At 67.8% G+C, this 18,391-nt stretch carries 14 protein-coding genes, 1 tRNA gene and 1 pseudogene; 2 read left to right on the top strand and 14 right to left on the bottom strand.

Going from position 1 to position 18,391, the window contains the following annotated elements; genetic code table 11:
• The first annotated feature begins 5 nt into the window (after positions 1 to 5).
• Together ABB22_RS11600 and ABB22_RS11595 are read left to right on the top strand one after the other, a co-directional pair.
• On the top strand, positions 6 to 317 hold the full coding sequence (locus tag ABB22_RS11600) for a hypothetical protein (RefSeq protein ID WP_006226245.1): 312 nt from the start codon (positions 6 to 8) through the stop codon (positions 315 to 317).
• A gap of 75 nt (positions 318 to 392) precedes the next feature.
• Complete coding sequence (locus ABB22_RS11595; RefSeq protein ID WP_211264515.1) at positions 393 to 1,700, top strand: TolC family protein; 1,308 nt, start codon at positions 393 to 395, stop codon at positions 1,698 to 1,700.
• Positions 1,701 to 1,912: 212 nt separating this feature from the next.
• On the opposite strand, the gene istB is transcribed toward ABB22_RS11595, so the two are convergent.
• From istB to ABB22_RS11525, 14 genes and pseudogenes are all read right to left on the bottom strand, one after another.
• Positions 1,913 to 2,704 carry an IS21-like element ISPa36 family helper ATPase IstB gene (gene istB, locus ABB22_RS11590; RefSeq protein WP_003097544.1) on the bottom strand — a complete coding sequence of 264 codons (792 nt, stop codon included), beginning with the start codon at positions 2,702 to 2,704 and terminating at the stop codon, positions 1,913 to 1,915.
• Positions 2,691 to 4,190 carry an IS21-like element ISPa36 family transposase gene (gene istA, locus ABB22_RS11585; RefSeq protein ID WP_003097546.1) on the bottom strand — a complete coding sequence of 500 codons (1,500 nt, stop codon included), beginning with the start codon at positions 4,188 to 4,190 and terminating at the stop codon, positions 2,691 to 2,693. Before istA ends, istB begins: the two co-directional genes overlap by 14 nt.
• Before the next feature lie 119 nt (positions 4,191 to 4,309).
• On the bottom strand, positions 4,310 to 6,247 hold the full coding sequence (locus tag ABB22_RS11580) for a tyrosine-type recombinase/integrase (protein WP_014744326.1): 1,938 nt from the start codon (positions 6,245 to 6,247) through the stop codon (positions 4,310 to 4,312).
• A gap of 224 nt (positions 6,248 to 6,471) precedes the next feature.
• Positions 6,472 to 6,547, bottom strand: a tRNA-Gly gene (locus tag ABB22_RS11575).
• A gap of 50 nt (positions 6,548 to 6,597) precedes the next feature.
• Complete coding sequence (gene pgsA, locus ABB22_RS11570) at positions 6,598 to 7,212, bottom strand: CDP-diacylglycerol--glycerol-3-phosphate 3-phosphatidyltransferase (RefSeq protein ID WP_055769729.1); 615 nt, start codon at positions 7,210 to 7,212, stop codon at positions 6,598 to 6,600.
• Between the two features lie 7 nt (positions 7,213 to 7,219).
• Positions 7,220 to 9,067: an excinuclease ABC subunit UvrC gene (uvrC, locus tag ABB22_RS11565; protein WP_055769731.1), complete on the bottom strand. Its 1,848-nt coding sequence runs from the start codon at positions 9,065 to 9,067 to the stop codon at positions 7,220 to 7,222.
• Positions 9,064 to 10,479 (bottom strand): hypothetical protein, encoded by a 1,416-nt coding sequence (locus ABB22_RS11560; RefSeq protein ID WP_055769733.1) that lies wholly within the window; start codon positions 10,477 to 10,479, stop codon positions 9,064 to 9,066. The genes uvrC and ABB22_RS11560 overlap by 4 nt, the downstream gene beginning before the upstream one ends.
• On the bottom strand, positions 10,476 to 10,964 hold the full coding sequence (locus ABB22_RS11555) for a low molecular weight protein-tyrosine-phosphatase (protein WP_055769735.1): 489 nt from the start codon (positions 10,962 to 10,964) through the stop codon (positions 10,476 to 10,478). Before ABB22_RS11555 ends, ABB22_RS11560 begins: the two co-directional genes overlap by 4 nt.
• Positions 10,961 to 11,734: a 3-deoxy-manno-octulosonate cytidylyltransferase gene (gene kdsB / locus ABB22_RS11550; RefSeq protein ID WP_055769737.1), complete on the bottom strand. Its 774-nt coding sequence runs from the start codon at positions 11,732 to 11,734 to the stop codon at positions 10,961 to 10,963. The genes ABB22_RS11555 and kdsB overlap by 4 nt, the downstream gene beginning before the upstream one ends.
• A gap of 283 nt (positions 11,735 to 12,017) precedes the next feature.
• Positions 12,018 to 13,040, bottom strand: a complete 1,023-nt coding sequence (lpxK, locus tag ABB22_RS11545; RefSeq protein ID WP_055769739.1) for a tetraacyldisaccharide 4'-kinase — start codon at positions 13,038 to 13,040, stop codon at positions 12,018 to 12,020.
• Positions 13,040 to 14,785, bottom strand: a complete 1,746-nt coding sequence (gene msbA / locus ABB22_RS11540; protein ID WP_055769741.1) for a lipid A export permease/ATP-binding protein MsbA — start codon at positions 14,783 to 14,785, stop codon at positions 13,040 to 13,042. The genes lpxK and msbA overlap by 1 nt, the downstream gene beginning before the upstream one ends.
• Positions 14,782 to 15,204 carry an ExbD/TolR family protein gene (locus tag ABB22_RS11535; protein ID WP_055769743.1) on the bottom strand — a complete coding sequence of 141 codons (423 nt, stop codon included), beginning with the start codon at positions 15,202 to 15,204 and terminating at the stop codon, positions 14,782 to 14,784. Before ABB22_RS11535 ends, msbA begins: the two co-directional genes overlap by 4 nt.
• A 6-nt stretch (positions 15,205 to 15,210) precedes the next feature.
• Positions 15,211 to 15,870, bottom strand: a complete 660-nt coding sequence (locus tag ABB22_RS11530) for a MotA/TolQ/ExbB proton channel family protein (RefSeq protein WP_055769745.1) — start codon at positions 15,868 to 15,870, stop codon at positions 15,211 to 15,213.
• Positions 15,764 to 18,300, bottom strand: a pseudogene (locus tag ABB22_RS11525) (DNA internalization-related competence protein ComEC/Rec2). Before ABB22_RS11525 ends, ABB22_RS11530 begins: the two are co-directional and overlap by 107 nt.
• Between the last annotated feature and the right edge of the window lie 91 nt (positions 18,301 to 18,391).

Here is an 18,391-nt window from a genome sequence, read left to right as displayed (position 1 = left end):
CGCAAATGCGTGCCACGATCTCGATGCAGCAGGCTGACAAGTTGCCAATGTCGGATTGCACCGGCATGCCTGATTCCATGGACAGCGAAGCGCCACAGTTGTGCCACGCTCATTGCAGTGGCGATCGGGAGTCGGCGCTTTCATGGCAGGGGCTGGACATTCAGTTTCTCGCGGCGCACGTGATGTGGCTCGCCAACTCGCTGCCCGGGTTGGTTCTCGACCGGGTAGCCCTCAGGCGGCACGTTACCTACATTCCTCCCAATCCCCGCGCGGGCTTTCCGCCGATCTACCTCACGTTCCAAGTCCTGCGGAATTGATTTATGTGTCCGTGCTCGCCGCGCACCGATGCGGCAGACCACGTGATTTCGTGAATACCAATTCCGAGGACAACCATGTTTACTCCCTTTTTTGGCGCCCCCGAGGGGCGCCCGTCGGCGTACGGCCGAGGCACAATGCCGGCCTCGATGCGAGTGCATCGTCTGAAAGCTATCAGCATCGCGTTGGCGGGCAGTGCGCTTGTCTCGCCTGTAGCCTACGCCCTCGATTTTGCTGAGGCACGCCTTATCGCGGAGCAGCAGAGCCCACGCATAAGCGCGCAGCAGTTGCAGGTTAACGTCGCCGAATCCGTGCAGAAGGCAGCAGGCTCGCTGCCCGACCCCAAGCTCTCGCTCGGCATCGAAAACTACCCCATCAGCGGCATGGATCGCTGGAGCATGACGCGCGAATCCATGACGATGCAGCGCTTGGCGCTCATGCAGGAAGTGCCCAACAGGGCCAAGCGCGACGCCCAGGTCGCCAGCGCGCAGGCGCGTGTGGATCGAGAACGCGCGGCGCTGGTTTTGCAGCGATTGCAGATCCGCCAGGAACTCAGCCTGGCGTGGATCGCCGCGCAGGCGGTGGAGCAACGGGAGATACTGCTGACGGAACTGCTCGCGGAGAACCAGCGCCTGCAAGACAGTCTCCCCGCTCGCGTCGCCGGCGGCACCGCCCAGGCTGGCGACCTGTTGGTCGCGCAACAGGAGGCGCTGACACTCACGGACCGCCGTGACGATCTACAGCGGGACCGGGCCAAGGCCAGGGCCGCATTGCGGCGCTGGGTGGGCTCCAGGGCCGACGAAGCACTGCAAGGCGATCCAGGCCCGCTCACTCGCCCCGTCGCGCAACTGCGCACAGAACTGGCGAATCACGCGGAGCTTGAACTCTATCCGGCGATGCAAAGCATGGCCCGGGCCGAGTCCCGCGAAGCCCAATCAGAGACCCGCGGCGATTGGGCCTGGGAGATAGCGTATAGCCGGCGTGATCGCCGATGGGGCGACATGGTGTCATTTCAGGTGACATTCGATCTGCCTTGGCAGAAAGATCGACGCCAAGTGCCCATGATCGAGGCAAAACGGCACGAGTTGGAGCGTCTGGACGCCGAACGCGAAGACGTGGCGCGGCGACATTTGCAGGAGTTGGACGACAGCGCCGCCGAACTCCAAGCGTTGAACAGCCAGATCGACCGCCTGCAGACCGCCGGCTTGCAGCTGGTACGGAACCGAGCGGCGCTTGCGTTGAGCAACTACCGATCCGCCAAGGGGGACCTGAGCGCTGTGCTCAGTGCACGCGCCCAGGTGCTGGAGACGCGCATGCGTCTGATCGACCTCGGAGCGCAGCGCGACAGCCTCGTCGCCCGACTGAACAGCCTGATCGCGGACTGAGTGGAGACCCTCGCCATGAATACCTCTTCGAGAAACATCCTTGCCGGCTTGACGCTGGTTGCTGCCGGTATTGCCGTTGGATGGGGCGTCGCCCAATGGCGCGCCGGCCACCTCAGCGGCTCCCCCGCTGCCAACGTCTGTTGGCGCGCACTTAAAACTGACCCAGGCTGCGCGTTGAACTTTGACCCACCCGGTGTACGGGGCTGAGGGTATCAGTTGGTGGTCTGGGTGGTGGCCTCCTTTGCCCTGATTCTGGCTTTGGTCTTGTTGGCGGCGGTGCTGTTGCGCAGCCGCCAGGAGTCGTTGCCGGTCTCCAGGATGTGGCAGTGGTGGGTGATGCGATCCAGCAGCGCGGTGGTCATCTTGGCGTCGCCGAACACCTGACCCCATTCGGAGAAGGCCAAGTTGGTGGTGATGGCGAGGCTGGTGCGCTCGTAGAGCTTGCTGATCAGGTGGAACAGCAGCGCGCCGCCTGAGGGGGTGAACGGCAGGTAGCCCAGTTCATCGAGGATGACCAGGTCGGCATAGGTCAGGCGCAGGGCGATCTGCCCGGCCTTGCCCTGGGCCTGTTCCTTCTCCAGCGCATTGACCAGTTCGATGGTGGAGAAGAAGCGCACGCGCAGGCGATGCTGGCGCACGGCCTGGATGCCGATGGCGGTGGCCAGGTGGGTCTTGCCGGTGCCCGGTCCACCGACAAGGACGACGTTCTCGGGGGTGTGGATGAAGTCACCCTGGTGGAGTCGTTCGACCAGTGCGCGATCAACGGGACTGGCCGCGAAGTCGAACCCGAGCAGGTCACGATGGACGGGGAAACGTGCGGCCTTCATCTGGTTGGCCTGGGCACGAACCTGCCGTTCGGCGGACTCGGCCTGCAGCAGTTCGGCCATCCAGTGTTCGGGCTCCATGGTGTGCAGGCGCATCTTGGCCAGCAGTTCGGGCCACTGGCTGGCCATGCCGTGCAGCTTGAGCTGCTGCATGCGCAGCGGCAGGTCAGGCGTCGACATGATCTGCCTCCCGCAGGGCGTCGTAGCGGGCCGGATCGGACACCGGCGGATGACGCAGCGTCACTCGCGAGGCGACCGTCTCGATCGTGCGGTCCGGATGCTGCAATCGCCCCAGCACGTTGAGCACGTGGTCGGCGCGCACCAGGCCGGACTCGAGTGCCAGTTCCACCGCCACCAGTACCGCTTCGAGCCCGTGCACGGGTACGGCGGCCAGCACCTGGGCCATGGCGCGGTCGCCGTGAGGCTGGCGCAGCAACACCTGCTGCAGCTTGCGCAGCGGATCGGGCATGGACAGGAACGGCGCGCCGTCACGCAGTGCCCCCGGCTTGCGCTGGACCAGGGCGATGTAGTGCTGCCAGTCGTAGTGGACCCGATCACGCTCGAAGCTGCGCCGGTGGCGGGCGACCTCGGCCTCGCCGACCACCACGGCCAGTTCGAAGGGATACACGCGCAGGCTGGCGACGGCGTGGGCGTGTTCGCACGGCACGCTGTAGCGGTTGCGCTGGAAGCTGACCAGCGCGGTCGAACTGACCCGCACCGGCCGCTCGATGTAGCCGTCGAAGGGCGCGGGCATCGGCATCAGGTGGGGCTGTTCGTCCTCCAGAGCTTCGGCCACGGTGATGTCGGAGGCATCCGGATGCGCCTGCATCGGCCAAGCGGCGCGGCACTCGCTGGCGAGCCAGGCGTTGAGGGTGTCCAGATCTGGCCAGTGGCGGGCCCCGGCCTCGATCCAGATCTGTCGGCGCCGGTCCTGCACGTTCTTCTCGACCCGCCCCTTCTCCCAACCCGCGGCGCGGTTGCAGAACTCCGCGGCGAACAGGTAGTGGCTGGTCATGGCGTGGAAGCGGGCGTTGACCCGCCGTTCCCGGTGCTGGCCGATCCCGTCCACCGCCGTCTTCATGTTGTCGTAGATGCCGCGGCGCGGCACGCCACCGAAGGCGGTAAACGCCTGGGTATGAGCATCGAACAGCATCTCGTGGCTCTGGGTGGGATAGGCCACCAACCAGAAGGCGCGGCTGCAGGCCAGCTTCACGTGGGCGAGATCCAGCGGCATCTTGGCGTGGCTGCCGACGAAGGCGTACTCGCGGCTCCAGTCGAACTGGAAGGCTTCACCCGGAGGAAAGTGCAACGGCACGAAGGCCGGGCGGCGGCTGGCGCCGCCGGCCGCCTTCCACTGGCGGATGAAGGCCGTCACCCGGGTGTAGGTGCCCGGATAGCCGATCGCCTGCAACTGCGAGAACAGCACCTTGGCGGTGCGTTGTTCCCGCCGGGGACGATGGCTGTCGGCACGCAGCCACGTCTCCAACTGGGACCGGTAGGGATCGAGCCGGGAGGGCGAGGCTCGCCTGGGATAGACCGGCTCGGACTGGCCGCTGCGCAGCCATCGCCGGATGGTATTGCGGGATAGGCCCGTGCGCTTGGCGATCTCGCGCAGCGGCAGGCCATCGCGGAAATGCATCCGCCGGATCTTGGCCAACATGACCATGGTGATCACTCCTGAAATCCCCCGAGCAAAAGATGCTCAGGATGTGGGCTTCAGGTGGGTCAGTTTTACCCGCGCATCACCGCCGAAAGTGGGTCAGTTCTGGATGCGCGCCAACAGCGTCAGGCACTTTCGAGCATTGCCGCATCATTTAGCAACCGTTGAATGCGCTGGCGAGTCTCCTCTGGAATACCTTGCACAGACGAGTCAGGTCCGGGCCTGTTTGGCTGCTGCTGGGTGCCCGCGATGACCCGCACGACCATGCCCAAATTTCCTGGTGTCACGATGTCGATGGCTGCGCGATCACCCAGGTCCGGATGTGGGCGGGTCAGCATCCGGTACAGGTCCCACGGATCCGCATGCGGGCACTGGTTCATGAGCACCTGTGCCAGCTTGTGCTTGAGGGGTACCAGCTGCCAGTCGGGCACGCGTTGCCCGCGGTTGCCCAAGCTGATGGACAGCAGCTTGCCCGCCTTCAGCTCGCGGTTGATCTGGTCCTTGGACTTCCCGGCCAACTTGCCGAACAGCGGGACCGGCAGACTGCTCGGCGATTCGTAGATGACCAGCATTTCCTCGCGCTCGCGCTGGATGACAGACACCTCCGGCTCTGGCGCATGCGTCGGGGGCGGTGGTACCTGCGACAGTCGCTGGAATGTGATTCCCCCGTCGTTTGGCGTCACGACGATGGGTTCGGCCACCACAGGCGGAACGGATGCCGCAGAAGCAGCAGCGACGATGGTGTTGGGCTTGTCCTCCTCTGCCATGGCCGGCACGCCCTCAATATGGATCGTGAGGTGCGCGCTGGCCGCTTCCACTTGGCCCTGTTCGAGCAGATCGAGACGATCCGCCCAGTCCTGCATCATCCGGCGGCGCGGCTCAACATACTTGGCGTGGTTGTAGGCCGAACTCACCTTGTTCGGGTCCGAGTGCGAAAGCTGCGCGTCCACCCAAATCTTGGGATAGCCGATCTCGTTGAGCGCCGTCGAGATGGTTCCGCGGATGCCGTGACCGGTCAGTTGATCCTCGTAGCCCATTCGTTTCAAGGCCGCGTTGAGGGTGTTCTCGCTGATGCGCTTCTTGAGTTCGCTGCGGTGCGTGAGCAGATGGACCTGGGCCGGCCTCATCACACCCAACAGGTAGCGCACGATCTCGATGGCCTGCACGGACAACGGCACGATGTAGGGCGGAACGTCCTGCGGGCGCTTGCCGGCCTTGCGCATCTCGTCTTGGAGTTGCTTGACGATCTGCGGCGGGATGATCCACAGGCCACGGTCGAGATCGAACTGGTCCGGGGTCGCCAGCCGCAGCTCGCCGGTACGCACGCCGGTCAGGAACAGCAGCCGGATGCCGAGTTGGGTCTGCCAACCACGAGGGTTGTAGAGCCTGAGCTTGTGCAGGAACTCGGGAAGCTCCGGAAGATGCAGGTAGGGGTTGTGGTTCACCGGGGGCTTGGGCTCGGCCACCACGTCCAGGTCGGAGGCCGGATTGGCTTCCAGCCCCTCCACGATGACGAGGGCATAGCGGAACAACTGCCCCAGCCAGGTGCGGACCTTCTCGGCAGTGGTGAACGCCTTGCGCTCCTCGATCCTCGCCAGGACGCCCAGGAGTTGGGGCCGGCGAATGTCGTAGATCGACATCTGCTTGAGGCTAGGCAGCACGTCCTTGTTGAAGATCCGCAGGATTTGCGACAGCGTGCTGTTCCTGCCCTCCTTGATTTCCTTGCGGCGATGCTCGACCCACGCATCGAAGACGGCCTTGAAGGTGTAGTCGGCCGCAAGCTTGACCGCGTGTCGCTTCTGTTTCCGATCGGTATGGGGGTTGACGCCCTTTGCCAGAAGCGCCCGGGCTTCGTCGCGCAAGGTGCGCGCTTCGCGCAAACCGATCTCGGGGTAGTTCCCCAGGGAGATGCGCTTTTGCTTGCCGAGCCAGTAATAGCGCAAATGCCACGACTTGCCGCCGGTGCGGGCGACCACCAGGCCGAGGCCATCGGTGTCGGGGATGCTGTAGGTTTTCTCGGCGGCCTTGGCTTGCCGCACGGTCAGATCAGAGAGTGTCATCATCAAGCTCCTAAGTCTTGGACTTAGGCCCGATGCTGCTTGTCATCCCGATCCAACCCCAGCAACAACCCGGAACCGGCACGACCCGCATTCTTTGGCCTTGTTTTTGGCCTCAAAAATGGTGGCTGTCAGTGGACTTCCGTGGCTTTCGCTGGAATGAAAAAAGGAGCCGAAGCTCCTCTTTTCAATGACTTACAGACGTCAGTGGAAGTCTGTAGATCATAAATTGGAGCGGGAAACGAGACTCGAACTCGCGACCTCAACCTTGGCAAGGTTGCGCTCTACCAACTGAGCTATTCCCGCTTGGGAGGCGAAATTCTACATGCAATCGCCTGCCTGTCAACAGCCTTGTTTCATCTTTTTTTCGACTGCGAGCGCGCGGCGATTTCATCCTCGCGCAGGCTCGGCCATGCAGCGCGCAGATACTGCACCGCGGACACCAGCGTCAGCAAAGCGGCGATCGCCAGCATCCAGTCGCCGATGTGGAATATCGGCCAGCCCATCCAGATGCTCGCCACCGGCGTCTTCGGCGATACCGAATAGAGCAGGCACAACAGCGCGATCATCTGCGCGGTGGTCTTGATCTTGCCGATCATCGCCACCCGCACCTTGGCGCGCTGGCCGATCTCGGCCATCCATTCGCGCAATGCGGACACCGCGATCTCGCGGCCGACGATCACCGCGGCCCAGAACGCCATCCATGCGGTCGGGTGCCCCTGCACGATCAGGAACAACGCCACCGCGACCATCAGCTTGTCCGCCACCGGGTCGAGGAAGGCGCCGAACGCCGAATGCATCTGGTAGCGGCGCGCGACCCAGCCATCGAGCCAGTCGGTGATCGCCGCGAGGCCGAACACCGCCGCCGAGGCGAAGTTGGCCCAGGTGTAAGGCAGATAGAACACCAGCACCAGCACCGGGATCATCACGATCCGCAGCAGCGTCAGCCAGGTGGGTACGGTCAGGGTCATTACAGCTTTACTCCGCTGCCGGATCCGGGATCGACAGTCCGTGAAGGTTAGCGTAGATGCGCGTTGCAAGGGCGGCATTGATGCCTTCCACGCGCGCGATCTCGGCTTCGCCGGCGGCCTTCAATCCGGCCAGTCCGCCGAAATGCTTGAGCAGGCTGGCACGGCGGCGCGGGCCGATGCCGGGGATATCCTCCAGCCGGCTGGTCATGCGCGCCTTCTGCCGGCGCCCGCGATGCCCGGTGATCGCGAAACGGTGCGCTTCGTCACGCACCTGCTGGATGAACTGCAGCGCGGGCGATGCCGCGCCGGGGCGCAGCTCGCGCCCATCCGGCAGTACCAGCGCCTCATGGCCGGCGCGGCGCTCCACGCCCTTGGCCACGCCGACCAGCAGCACGCCTTCGACGCCGAGATCGGCCAGTGCCGCCTGCGCCTGCGCGAGCTGTCCGGCGCCACCGTCGATCAGCAGCACGTCGGGCAGCACGCCCTGCTCTTCCACCGCGCGGCGGAACCGGCGGTCGATGGCCTGGCGCATGGCGGCATAGTCGTCGCCCGGCTCGATGCCGCTGATGTTGTAGCGCCGATACTGCGCACGCACCGGGCCGGCCGCATCGAACACCACGCAGGAGGCCACCGTCGCCTCGCCCATGGTGTGGCTGATATCGAAACATTCCACGCGCTTGACCGGCTCGGCCAGGCCCAGCAGCTCGCGCACGGCCTCGCTGCGCGCATGCTGCGCGCCACGGCTGTCCAGTTCGCTGGCCAGGGTGATCTGCGCGTTGCGGCTGGCCAGCTCCACGTAGCCGGCGCGCTCGCCGCGCACGTTCCACTTCAGCGCGACCCGGCGCTCGGCCGCAATGGTCAACGCGGCTTCGATCATCTCCGCGTCGGGAATCCCACGATCCAGCAACACCTCCGGCGGCGGCGCGTGCTCGACGTAATACTGCGATACGAAAGCGGCCAGCACTTCCTCGGCGCTGTCCTCGCCGTTGGTGCGCGGGAAGAAGGCCCGCGTACCGAGATTGCGGCCATCGCGGAACGCCAGCAGCATCACGCAGGCGCTGGCGCCCTGCATCGCACAGGCCAGCACGTCGAGGTCGGCCGCGCGGCCGTCCACGTACTGCCGGTTCTGCATGCTGCGCAGCGAGGCCACCAGATCGCGCAGGCGCGCGGCGCGCTCGAATTCCAGCGCGTCGCTGGCCTGCTGCATGGCCTGCACCAGCTCGTCGGCGAGCTGGTCGCTCCTGCCCTCAAGGAACAAGGCCGCGCGCCGCACCGATTCGTCGTATTCGGCCTGCGCCACCAGTTCCACGCAGGGCGCGCTGCACCGGCCGATCTGGTACTGCAGGCATGGGCGCGAACGGTTGCGGAACACGCTGTCCTCGCAGCTGCGCAGCTTGAACAGCTTGTGCATCAGGTTCAGCGTCTCGCGCACCGCGCCCACGCCCGGATACGGGCCGTAGTAACGCCCCGGCACGGAGCGCGGACCGCGGTGCAGGGCGATACGCGGCCATTGCTCGCGGGTTAGCAGCACCTGCGGATAGGTCTTGTCGTCGCGCAGGGAGACGTTGTAGCGCGGCGCCAGCGATTTGATCAGCTGGTTCTCCAGCAGCAGCGCCTCGGCCTCGGTGCGGGTGACGGTCACGTCCATCCGCGCCACCTGCGCGAGCATCATCATGATGCGCCGGCTCTTCGGCGAGCCGTTGAAATAGCTGCCGACGCGCTTGCGCAGCGCGCCGGCCTTGCCGACGTACAGCAGCGTGTCGTCGGCCGCGTACATGCGATAGACGCCCGGCGCCGTGCTCAGTGCTGCCGCATACGCCTTGCCGTCGAACCCGCTTGTCGCCGCTGCGCTCATTCCTCGATCGGCACGTGGCCCAGTTCGCCGCTCACCGGGTCGAAACGCAGGATGGCGTGCGCATCGGTCTCGGCGATCCACACCGCGCCGGCGGCCACCGACAGCGCGGCCGGACCATGCAGGCGCCGCGGCAGGTTGACCGTGGACAGGTCGCCGCCGCCCAGGCGCAGCATGCGCAGGCAGCCGTTGCCGGCGTCGGCGATCCACAGCAGCGGCGATTCGCTGCCCATGGCGATCGCCTGCGGATACTGCAGATGCGCGCGGACACGCGGCCCGTCGGTATTGCCGAATTCCCACGGCCCCTGCCCGACCAGCGTCTGCACGACGTCGCCACGCAGCTGCACCGAACGGATCGCCGAGCCCAGCGCGTCGCAGACGTACAGCACCTGCTGCACCGCCACCACGCCGCAGGGCTGCGCGAACGCGGCCAGGTGGCCGCCACCGTCGCGCACTTCCATGGCACCGGCGCCCGCGCGCCAGCGCAGCGAACGGATGCCCAGGTCGTAGCTCCAGATATGGTTGTCGCCGGCCATGGCGATGTGCAGCTGGTTGTCGGCGATGGCGATATCCAGCGGGTGGTTCAGCGGGCTGTCCCAGGGCTGCGCCAGCACGCCGGCCACCGGATCGCCGGCGCGGCCGGTGCCGCACAGCGTATCCACCTGCCCGCTGGGCAGGTGGATGCGGCGCAGCGCATGATTGCCGGTGTCGGCGACATAGAGCATCTCGCGCTCCAGCGCCAGCCCATGCGGCCGGTTGAAGGCTGCCTCACCCGCCGGGCCGTTGACCAGGTCCGCGCTGCCCACGCCGAACTGGCGCAGCACGCGGCCGTTGTGGGTGCACTCCAGGATGCGGTGGTGACCGGTGTCGGCGACATAGAGCCGGTCGGCGCTTGCCACCAGCCCCGCCGGGAAACGCAGTGGCAGGCGCGGTTCCACATTGGTTTCCGGAACCGCGCGGAGATCCTCGTCCAGCGGTCGCGCCAATCCCTCGCACAGCGCGTTGAGGCAGCGCTCCAGGTCGCCTGCCGCGCCAACCAGGCGCTCGCGCTCCTGGCCCTGCGCGTCGATCAGCAGCAGGGTCGGCCATGCCTCGATGCCGAAGCGGCGCCAGGCCTCCCACTGCGCGTCCAGCAGGATCGGCGCGGTGACCCCATGGCGACGCAGCAGCTTCAGGGCAGGCTGCGGCTCGCGTTCGAAATCGAAGCGTGGGACCTGTACCACCAGCAGCTGCAGGCGCCCGGGATTGCGCGCCTGCCACTGCAGCACCTCGAGCAGCCGCTGCACGCACCAGACCGAGGCGGCATTGACGAAGGCCAGCACCAGAGGACGGCCCGCGTGGTCCTGCAACGTGGAAGGCACCGCGTTGAGCCAGGTGCCGGACTTGGGAAGATCCATCGCGGGCTGAGCGTTCATGGGCCGATTATGCCGGAGTCGGGCCGCGCCGACAGGCGCTGCACCGCCGCTTCGGCAGCGGCCTCCAGCAGCGTCCAGCTGTGCTCGAAATCCGTGTCGTCGCCGTAATAGGGATCCGGCACCACGCTGGCGGCGGTGATGCCGGCCCAGGGCAGCAGCAACGCGGCCCGTGCGCGCGCCTCGGGCGGTGCCAGCGCCAGGGCATCGTCCAGATTGTCCGGGTCCGCACACAGGATATGGTCGAAATGCAGGAAATCGGCGGGCTGCAGCTGGCGCGCACGCAGGCCGGAGATATCCACGCCGTGACGACGCGCGCAGGCCACGGCCCGCGGGTCCGGTGGCTTGCCGTGGTGCCAACCGGCGGTGCCGGCCGAATCCACTTCGATCCGCCCGGCCAGCGGCGAGCGCTCGATCCGGGCGCGCAGGGCGCCCTCGCCCATCGGCGAGCGGCAGATGTTGCCCAGGCACACCACCAGCAGCTTCACCGGCCTTCCTCCAGCCGCGCGGCGGCATGCGCGAGGTCTTCCGGGGTATCGATGCCCGGCGGGAACGGCTCGGGCGACAGCGCGACGGCGATGCGGAAACCCGCCTCCAGCACGCGCAGCTGTTCCAGCGATTCGATCTGCTCCAGCGTGCCCGGAGGCATCGCCGCGAACTGCTGCAGGAAGCCGGCGCGGTAGCCATAGATGCCGATATGGCGCAGCCATTGCGCCTGCGGCAGCTGCGCCGTCGATCGGGCGAAGGCATCGCGGTGCCAGGGAATCGGCGCGCGGCTGAAGTACAGCGCGTCTCCCTGCGCGTTGCGCACCAGTTTCACCACGTTGGGATCGAACAGTGTCCGGGCGTCCTCCACGGGCGTGGCCAGGGTCGCCATCGGCGCGCCGCTGGCCGCCAGCGTCGCGGCGACCGCGCGGATGCCCGCCGCCGGCGCGAACGGTTCGTCGCCCTGCAGGTTGACCACGATCGCCTGCCCGTCCCAGCCGGCCTGGCGTGCGCACTCGGCCAGGCGGTCCGTGCCCGAGGCATGGTCCTGGCGCGTCATCGCCACGCGTATGCCATCCAGGCCGTCGAGCGCATCGGCGATCCGCCGGTCGTCGGTGGCCACCCATACCTCGCGGGCGCCGGCGGCCAGGGCGCGCCGCGCCACGTGCACGACCATCGGCTGCCCGCCCAGCAGGGCCAGCGGCTTGCCCGGCAGGCGGGTGGACGCATAGCGCGCCGGGATCGCCACAACGAATTCAGGAACCGCGTTCATCTGCACTCCTTGCCCGTTCCGGGCAGAACTTGGTGGTTCCCCTCCGCGCGACGGCCGCAGGCGGCACCGCCGGAGAGAAAGACCGGATGAGGATAAGGGCTGGGGCCGTGGCGACATATGGCGGCGCGGCAAGGCGTCGCGCGGATTCGCATTTGCCCTCGCACGCTGGCGGGAGCCGGTCTTCCGTATCGGGCCTGGCAGCCCGCATCACGGCCCGCGCATCCGGCGCTGCGCGCGGATCCGGCACGCAGCGTCCGCATCGGGCGCGCCTGCCGCAGAAGGATCACGCCCGCGCCAGCTTGCCCAGCCGGTCCAGCAGCGCGACCCAGAACGCCGCGGGCAGTTCGGCCTGCAACGGCACCGCGTAGTGCCAGTCGGTGGCGAACGCCCTGCACTTCACCGCGTCCTTCTCGGTCATCAGCACCGGCAGCTCGCTGCCGAAGGACAGGTCCGACGCTTGATAGCGGTGGTGATCGGCGAACGCATGCGGCACCACGCCGATGCCGCGGGCGCGCAGCATCTGGAAGAAACGCTGCGGATGGGCGATGCCGGCCACGGCATGCACGCGCTGGCCGGCGAATCCCTGCAGCGAGCGCTCGCGCCCGCCACGCAGCGGGCGGGCGCTGTCGATGCGCAGCCGCATCGCCCATTCGCCAAAACCGGAAGCCGACGGCGCCTGTTCGGCATCGCTGGCCTGCCCCTGGTTGATCACCCGGAAATCGCAGTCGCGGGCCCGCGCTACCGGCTCGCGCAGCGGGCCGGCCGGCATCAGCCGGCCGTTGCCGTAACGCCGCTGCGCATCGACCACTTCGATCTCGATGTCGCGCGCCAACCGGTAATGCTGCAGCCCGTCGTCGCAGACCACCACGTCGCAGCCGGCCGCAAGCAATGCCTTGGCCGCGGCGACGCGATCCCGGTCCACGCGCACTGGCACGCCGGTCTTCCAGGCGATAAGCACCGGCTCGTCGCCGCCCAGCCCCGGCGCCAGGTCCGGCGTGATCCAGCGGGCGCTGCCGGCATCGTCGCGACCATAACCGCGGCTGGCCACGCCCGGTTTCCAGCCCGCCGCGCGCAGGCGCTCCACCAGCTCGATGGTCAACGGCGTCTTGCCGGTGCCGCCGGCGGTGATGTTGCCGACCACGATCACCGGCACCGGCACCTGGCGGCGGCGCAGCCAACCACGGCGGTACAGGCCCCGACGAAGCCCGGCGACGGCGCCGTACACCGGCGCCAGCAGGCGGGCCGTCCACGGCACCGGGGCGCCGTCATACCACCATGCCGGCGTCTGTGTTCCCTTGCCGGCCATCAGACCTGCCTTTCCCGGAACTGCATGCGGTAGAGATGTTCGTACAGGCCGCCCAGCGCCAGCAGTTCCTGGTGCGTGCCGCGCTCGACGATCCGCCCCTGGTCCATCACCAGCACCTGGTCGGCATGTTCGATGGTGGACAGGCGGTGCGCGATGACCAGCGTGGTGCGGTCCGGCATCAGCCTCTGCAGCGCATCCTGCACAAGGCGCTCGGACTCGTTGTCCAGCGCCGCGGTGGCTTCGTCCAGGATCAGGATCGGCGCATCCTTGAGCATCGCCCGCGCGATCGCCAGGCGTTGGCGCTGGCCACCGGACAGCCGGCCGCCCTTGGCGCCGACCTGCGCATCCATGCCCTGCGGCAATTGTTCGACGAACTCGCGCGCGTTGGCGCCCACGATGGCCTGTTCCAGCTGTTCGGCGCTGCTTTCCAGCAGTTCGCCGTAGGCGATGTTCTGGGCGATGCTGCCGTCGAACAGCACCACCTGCTGCCCGACCAGCGCGATCTGCCGGCGCAGGTCGGCCAGGCGGTAATCCTGCACGGGACGGCCGTCGAGCAGGATCTGCCCGGACTCCGGCTCGTAGAAGCGCGGGATCAGCTTGATCAGGGTGGACTTGCCGCTGCCCGAACGGCCGACGATCGCCGTCACCGTGCCCGGGCGCGCAACGAAGCTGATGCCCTCCATCGCCGGCCGCACCTGCCCCGGATAGCGTGCGGTGACGTCGCGGAACTCCAGCAGTCCTTCGGCCCGCCGCAGTTCAAGGGTGCCCTTGTCCGGCTCGTCCTGCGCATCGAGCACCACGAACAGGCGCTGCGCCGAGGCGATGCCCCGCTGGGTCATGTTCTGCACATTGGTGAGCTGCTTGAGCGCGGGGATGACGGTCATCATCGCCAGCATCATCGAGACGAAATGCCCCACGGACAAACGCCCAGCCGACGCTTCATGGCCGGCGATCAGCAGCAGCGCCGCCAATCCGACCGCGCCGATCAGCTGCACCATCGCCGAGGAAATGCTGCGCGTGGCCTCGACCTTCATCGCCAGCTTCAGGTTGGTGTCGGCCAACGCACCGTAGCGTTCCAGTTCGCTGCGCTGCGCACCGTAGATCTTGACTTCCTGCTGGCTGGACAGCGTCTGGTCCGCAGCCTGCAGCAGTTCGGCGCCACTTTCCTGGATGCGATGGCTGATCCGGCGATAGCGCTTGGCGACCTTGTTCATCACCCAGGCCAGCGGCGGCGCCAGCACGAAGATGGCCAGTGTCACCTGCCAGCTGTACCACAGCATCGTCGCCAGCGAGACCAGCACCTGCAGGGACTGCTGCAACACCACCTTCATCGCGTCGACGGCCGCCTGTGCCACCTGGTCGCTGTCCGAGCCCAGCCGCACCAGCATCGACGGCACCGGCTCGGCATCGAACTGCAGGCCGGGCAGGCGCAGGTATTTGCCCAGCACCTGCACGCGCAGGTCGCGGGCGATGCTGCGCGCGGCCTTGCCCATGCCGATGTCGGTCAGGTAGCCCGCCACTCCTCGCAGCAGGAACAGGCCCACGATCGCCATGGGCATCCACCAATTGATGTCCTCCGGATTCACCAGGTTGTTGGTGATGGGGCTCATCAGCAGGAGGAAGCCGCCACCGGCCAGCGCTTCGATCAGCATGCCCAGCGCGGCCACCATCAGCAATCCACGGTAGGGCTTGGCGAACCCGAGCAGGCGCCGGTATGTCTGCCAGGGAGTGGCGTGCCCGCTCATTGCTGCGCCTCCGGCGCGGTGGCGATGGCGATGCGGCGGAAGCCGAGCTGGCCCAGCGCATCCTGCACCGTCACCACGGCCTGGTAAGGCGTGCGCGCGTCGGCGCGCAGCAGCACGGTCTGGCTGCGGTCGTCGCCGGCGACCTGGATGATGGTCCGCTTCACCGATTCCACGTCGGTGCGCAGCACTTCCTGGTCATTGATGAAATAGCGGCCGTCGGCATTGACCAGCACGCTGAGCGAGCGCGGCGGCTCGGCGTTGCGCTGGTCGCTGGCGGTGGGCAGCTGCACCTGCAGGGTGGAGCGTGCGTCGAAGGTGGTAGTGATCACGAAGAAGATGATCAGCACCAGGATCACGTCGATCAGCGGCACCAGATCGATATGCGGTTCGTCCTGGGCCCGGTCATTGCGGATGCGCATGCGCAGTCAGGCCTTGGCCACAGCCGCGGCCTGCGGGGCCGGCTTGGTCGCGGCCATCACCGCCGGGCGACCATCGAGCGTATCCAGCAGCGCGCCAGCTTCATGTTCCATCTCGATCACATAGCCATCGACGCGCGCCCGGAAATAACGGTGGAACATCAGCGCCGGGATCGCCACGATCATGCCGGTGGCGGTACACACCAGGGCCTTGCCGATGCCGCCGGCCAACTGGTTCACATCGCCCACGCCATGGTCGAGGATGCCGAGGAACATCTGGATCATTCCGATCACCGTGCCCAGCAGGCCGAGCAGCGGGCCAGCCGAGGCGATCGTACCCAGGGCATTGAGGTAGCGTCCCATCCGATGCACCAGATGCCGGCCGGTGTCCTCGATGCGCTCGCGGATCTGGTCGCGCGGACGATTGCGGGCTTCCAGCGCGGCGGCCAGCAGCGCGCCCAGCGGCGAATTCGCGCGCAGCGATTCGATGTGGGAAGCATCCAGTTTGCCGCGCGCCGCCCAGTTGCGGACCTCCTGCCCCAGGCCTGGTGGCAGCACTTCGTTACGCCGCAGGCTCCAGAAGCGCTCCAGGACGATCGCCAACGCCAGCACGCCCAGCAGCAGCAGCGGCACCATCGGCCAACCACCGGCCTTGACCAGTTCCCACACGTTTCAACCCTCCGGCGCGGCGGCCGTGTTTTCGTCCTCCGATAGGATAACAGCCGCCCGTGCCCGCCCAGCAGCATCCCAGAGGCGACGACGCCAGCTGCGGCGCTCGCGCACCTGCAGGCCGCGCTCTCCCAGCCACACCCTGACCGCGCCACTCGCGGGAGTTGCCAGCACCTCGGCGCCGGCTCCGCGCCAGCGCTCGACCACTTCGGGCCTGGGATGGCCGAACCGGTTGCCATGACCGGCCGACACCAGCACCAGGCGTGCGCGCGTGGCCGCGATGAACATCGGCAACGAGGAGCCGCCGCTGCCATGATGCGGCGCCACCACCACCTCCGCCTGCAACGACGGCCGTTGCCGCCGCACCAATGCCTCCTCGATGACCTGACCGATGTCTCCGGTCAGCAGCGCCGCGCCATGGCGGGTCGCTATCCGGAGCACGCAGCTGGACTCGTTGCCCAGATAGGGAAAACCAGCATGCGGGTGCAGGTACTCGAACCAGACCCCGTCCCATTGCCAGCGCCGGCCGGCCGCGCACTCGGTCAGGTTGTCGCCGGCTGCAGGCAGCGGCATTCCCGGTGGCCCGCGCCAGTCGTCCACGGGCATGGCGGCGCGGACCGCGCCCACACCTCCGGCATGGTCGTTGTCGGCATGGCTGACGACCACGGCATCGAGCTGGCCCACCCCCAAGGCATGCAGCGCCGGCACGACCACGCGCTCGCCCGCATCGAAGCTATCGCGCACCGCCGGCCCTGCGTCATAGAGCAGGTGGTGGTCACGGGTGCGCACCAGCACCGACAGTCCCTGCCCCACATCGAGCAGTACCAGCTCCACCTCGCCATGCCCGGGCAGCTCACGGGCCGGCCACAGCAGAGGCAACCAGAGCAGCAGCGCCAGCCGCTTGCCGGGAATGCCGCCCGGCAGCAGTAGCCACACGGCGCCGGCAAGCGCGAGCGGCACCGCCGCGCTCCGCGCCTCTGGCAACCACCACAACGCGAAGCGACTGCTCCCCAGCCACGACAGTGGCGGCCAGCTCAGGTCGAAGCACCACGCCGACGCGCGCCACGGCCATGTCCCGGCACTTGGCAGCACGGCCTCCAATCCGGTGCCCAGCACGGCCAGCGGCACCACCACAAGGCTCCACCATGGAATGGCGATCAGATTGGCGAGCGGCCCGGCCAGGGAAGCCTGGTCGAACAGCGCCGCGGTGAACGGCAGCAGCCCCACCGTCGCCACCGCCTGCGCGGAAAGGAAACCGCGCAGCCAGTGCATGCGCTCGGGCAGGCACCAGACCAGCCAGGCCACGCCGGCGAAACTCAGCCAGAACCCGGCTATCAGCATCGCCAACGGATCCCAGGCCAGCACCACCAGGGCCGCCAGCGCCAGCGAGCCGGCAACGCTGCCGTGGCGACGCCCCAGCCGCGCCAGCGCAACCACGGCGACCATCAGCACCGTGCGCACCGTCGGTAGGGCGAAACCGGCCACCGCGGCATAGCCGGCGGCCCCGAGCACGGCCGCGATGGCCGCGGCATGGGAACGCGGACAGCATCGTCCCAGCCAGGGCAGCAACCACCATAAGCCGGCCGCGGCCAATGCGATGCAGCCGGCGACCATGCCCACATGGAAGCCGGAGATGGCGATCAGATGGGTCAAGCCGGTGGCCCTGAGCATCTGCCAGTCGCCATCGTCCAGCGCACGGGTGTCGCCTACCGCCAATGCCCGCACATAGCGCGAGGATGAGGCGCCGACGGCGCTGTCGATCTTTCCGGCCATGTCCTCGCGCCATGCATCGATTCCGGACGGCATCGCCAGCGCCCTGCCGCCCTTGCTCACGACCAGTCCAGTGGCGGCGATCCGCTGCGCCAGCGCATTGCGCCCGGCGTCGAAGCCGCCCGGATTGGCCAGCCCGCGCGGCGCCCGCAGGCGCACCTGCAACTGCCAGCGCGTGCCGGCATGCACCTCCGTCCGCGGCCCCGGCTGCGTACTTCCGAAATCGTCGTACCACGCCAGTTGCAGCAGGCGTCCGCGCAGTGGGGCAGGCTGGGCCGCGGCATCATCGACGCGGAAGCGGAACCGTGTCCGCCTGGGCCCGGCCTCTGGCAGGGACACCACGGTACCCACGATGACGGCTTCGCTGCGTTCCAGTGCCGGCGGCAGCTGCGCCTGCAGAACCCAGCCGGCATGCAGGGACGCCCAGCCGGCACCGGCCAGCAGCGCCCCGCACCACACCCTGGCCCCCGCTCCCCAGATCGCCAGCCCGGCCAACAGCAGCATCCAACGCAACCAGGAAGGCGGCAGGGCCGGCATCCACAACGCCGCACCGATGCCGGCGAGAAAACAGGCCGCGGCGGCCTTGCCGAGCAAAGGCTGTGCGGCGGCTCGCCGTCGCCGCCATGACAGCCCGGCGCGCTGGCTGGCCCATCGCCACATTCCCTGCCTCCCCCTGCCACCGGCTCATCTCCATGCTGACGGGACGGGAACGCCAGGGCTGTAGGGAAGTGACATGCCAGTGCAGCGGAAA

The organism is Stenotrophomonas nitritireducens, from assembly GCF_001431425.1.
GTDB classification, from domain to species: domain Bacteria; phylum Pseudomonadota; class Gammaproteobacteria; order Xanthomonadales; family Xanthomonadaceae; genus Stenotrophomonas; species Stenotrophomonas nitritireducens.
Note: the sequence above shows the minus strand (reverse complement) of the source record. Positions and strands in the feature narration are given on the sequence as shown.